We start from the raw sequence: 3,594 nt of genomic DNA, 5'->3' as shown, positions 1-3,594 counted from the left end.
TATGTGCTGTATAACTTGGCTCACTTCACAATCAGTATTCATTGTTTATGAGCCAGAAAAGTGGGGATCCCTCAGCATCGAAGCTATTAGATAGGAGTCAAATATGTCTAAATCTATGAAATGTAAACCTGCTTTACTGTTTTTCATTTCTGCGAGCCTATTGATATTATTAATGGGTTGTGGAGAAAGTGATGCTAATGGAACCTCCACTTCCAGCAACACGACTTCAACAAGCATTGACACCTCCCCCACAACTAGCAGCACAGATATCATTACTGGCAGCATCGATGATAGCAATACCACCAGCACTGATGATACCAATACCACTGGTACCGATGATATTAATACCACCAGCAGTAATACCAATACCACCAGCAGTGATACCAATACCACCAGCAGTGATACCAATACCACCAGCAGTGATACCAATACCACTGGTACCGATGATACCAATACCACCAGCAGTGATACCAATACCACTGGTACCGATGATACTAATACCACTGGCTCTGATGATACTAATACCACTGCCTCTGAGAGTGATGATACCAATACCACTGGTACCGATGATACTAATACCACTGGCGCTGATGATACTAATACCACTGGCGCTGATGATACCAATACCACTGGTACCGATGATACTAATACCACTGGCTCTGATGATACTAATACCACTGGCGCTGATGATACCAATACCACTGGTACCGATGATACCAATACCACTGGTACCGATGATACTAATACCACTGGCTCTGATGATACTAATACCACTGCCTCTGAGAGTGATGATACCAATACCACTGGTACCGATGATACTAATACCACTGGCGCTGATGATACCAATACCACTGGTACCACTGATACTAATGCTAGCAACAACGCTGATGATAGCAATACGACCAGTACTGATGACACTGTCATCGAAATTAACCTAGAGTCAATCACACTGAATCACCAAGAGCTCATCATCGCTGCCGGTGAATCCATTCAATTAACTGCAACCGCTAATTACAGTGATGCGAGTAGCGCCGATGTTCTCGAAAACATCCTTTGGGAAAGTAGTGACATTACTCTTGCCAAGATCAGCAACACAGGGCTAATAACAGGTCTATTTGATGGAGAAGTGACAATAATAGCCTTCCTAGATGGGATTGAAGCAAAGGTAAACGTCACAGTGACAGAGAGTCCTGCAGCAGCTCTTATAGGAGAAATCGGAGGAACTTTTTTGGATCGTTTCTCAGGGGATGATTCACAAGAAACAACATTGATTGCTATTGCCAATGAGGCACTCACTGACATAGCCATACCGGATTTAGGCCATACAGTAGAAACCAAAGCCAGTGGTATCGCTCATCTCTGTTCAAAATTATTAGAAGAGGTCGAGATAGATCCCTCATTAACAGAAACCGATCCATTATTAATCTATTACGACTATTTTTTGAAAAAAATCACTTCACTCACATCAACGAGTGAGCTTGAATTTACTCCCGACCTTACCAATCCAATGGCCAGCGTTCGATATGCACAAATATCTCGTACGGCTCGTGATCCATCAATAGCAGAAAATTTAGCTGACATTGCAGATAATTGTATCAGTGAAATGCATGACATAAGCATAGTCGCGCCTTCAAATGATGCAATAGAGGAAACAAGCAACATCACAGTTAACCGCGGCGCTGAGGCCATAGGGACAGTTGCGGGCGGGTTTGTATTGGCCCTAACAAGAGATCCTTCGCAAGAAGAGACATTGGTTGCTATTTTGAATGACGCTCTCGCTCAAATAGAATCAACAACTCAAAATTATACACTCGAGTCAAAAGCAAATGGTATTGCTTTTTTCTGTTCATCATTATTGGAAGGAGTGGCGAGGCAACCAGAGATAAGAGATACACTCAGCACCTATCAAGACAGTTTATTACAAAGAATGACGCCATCAGCATCAATCAGCGAGCCTGAATCTCTTTATGACTTGACCTATCAAGCGGCAATGATCCGTGAAGCACAATTCACTTTCACCGCTCGTCAACCAGAAGTGGCTGGATCTCTCAAAGAAATCGCCGATGCTTGTATCAGTGCAATGCTCCTATCAGATAACATGACCGATGAGCAACAAACGGTGAATAGCCGCGCACTAGAAGCTCTTGGACTGATGGCAGGGGGGGTTATAGAATCGGTAGCAAGACAACCAGAGATTGCAGCTACACTTGATACTATGTCAACTGAGGCTATCGCTCAAATAGAATCGATAGCGAAAGGAACGCTGACACTAGAATCAAAAGCAGAGGGCATTGCTCATATGTGTTCAAAATTTTTGGAAGCTGTTGCGAAAGAACCCTTACGGACAGATGAATTGACAGCTTATTATGGCAATATTATAGAGAAAATGAATGCGTTAGTATCGGAGAGTGTCACTGAATATATTCCCGATTTTACTGTTCAAATCGCAACGGTTCAACAAACCAACATCTTTTACACCGCTCGAGAACCAGAGGAGGCTGATACTTTAGCGCAATTATCAGATAATTGTATTGTTGCAATTAATGATTTAGGCTCATCGAATGCCCAAAATAACCTCGAGGAATCAGTCTATAGTCGTGCATTAGAAGCTAAAGGGATCATCGGAAGTGGCGTGCTGAACACTTTATCAAGATATTCTTCTTTGGAAGATAGCATCATTGAAATGGCAACGAATGCCCTCGCACAAATAGAAACAGAAAATAATAACCATACTATTGAGTCAAGAGCCAATGGCATTACCTCTCTATGCATGACGTTAATAGATGAAACAGCCAGAAGCCCTTCACTATTAGAGTTATTAACTCGCTATCATGACAATTTTTTAATTGGCATTGTTACGTTTGAAATAGCGAATAACGATACCTCTGCTTTCGACCTGAGTGAGCAAATCGCCATGGTGCGTATAGAGCAAATGAGCAATACTTCTTCTCAAGCAGAAGAAAATGCGTCTCTTCAAGAAATTGCGAATACTTGCATAAGTCTATTACAGGGTGACGACTTTACTCTTGAAGAAGTTGAAGAGGTCGAAGAGATATAGTGGTTCAATAATGCGAATATGCCGACATAATGAGGGACTCAGTTGTACTAGCTCAGTCTCTTATTATGTCACCTATCTTTGCCTTAAACTTTGCATCCCTTTCCATAACACTTTTCCATAACACTATGATCCACATGAACAATAAAATCGTGTGAAATAATAAAGGATAACGGCTGAAAAAACTGCCACGGCTATGATGATGTAAAGGCACCTCAACAACATAACCACCAGACTGCCTAAAATCAGAAGTAAACAGGATTTTTCCCGTCGGTGATACCACAATAAAGAAACCATTATTCACGACGAATAGCCAATACTTGCATCCCTTTCCATAACACCTTTCCATAACACTACGCCCCACAAGAGCAATAAAATCGTGTGAAATAATGAAGGATAGCGGCTGAAAAGGCTGCCACGACTATGATGCTGTAAAGGCACCTCAACAACATAGCCTCCAGCCTGCCTAAAATCAGAAGTAAACAGGATTTTTCCCGTCGGTGAGACCACAATATGAGACCACAATAGAGGAACCATTA

The 3,594-nt window shown here is 42.0% G+C and carries 3 protein-coding genes; 1 reads left to right on the top strand and 2 read right to left on the bottom strand.

What is annotated here, in order from left to right; all coding sequences use genetic code 11:
- The first annotated feature begins 103 nt into the window (after window positions 1–103).
- The gene (locus tag Q0791_RS24565; protein ID WP_299011896.1) at window positions 104–3,058 is read left to right on the top strand and encodes a hypothetical protein; all 2,955 of its coding nucleotides are present in this window, start codon (window positions 104–106) and stop codon (window positions 3,056–3,058) included.
- Window positions 3,059–3,110: 52 nt separating this feature from the next.
- Here the strand turns inward: Q0791_RS24565 and Q0791_RS24560 are convergent, their stop codons facing one another.
- A complete protein-coding gene (locus Q0791_RS24560; RefSeq protein ID WP_299011895.1) occupies window positions 3,111–3,359 on the bottom strand; it encodes a hypothetical protein in 249 nt (82 codons plus the stop codon).
- On the bottom strand, window positions 3,356–3,594 hold a 239-nt coding region (locus Q0791_RS24555; RefSeq protein ID WP_299011894.1), incomplete at its 5' end, for a hypothetical protein. The genes Q0791_RS24555 and Q0791_RS24560, both read right to left, overlap by 4 nt.

The sequence above is a fragment of the uncultured Shewanella sp. genome (assembly GCF_947495455.1).
GTDB lineage: Bacteria > Pseudomonadota > Gammaproteobacteria > Enterobacterales > Shewanellaceae > Shewanella.
Note: the sequence above shows the minus strand (reverse complement) of the source record. Positions and strands in the feature narration are given on the sequence as shown.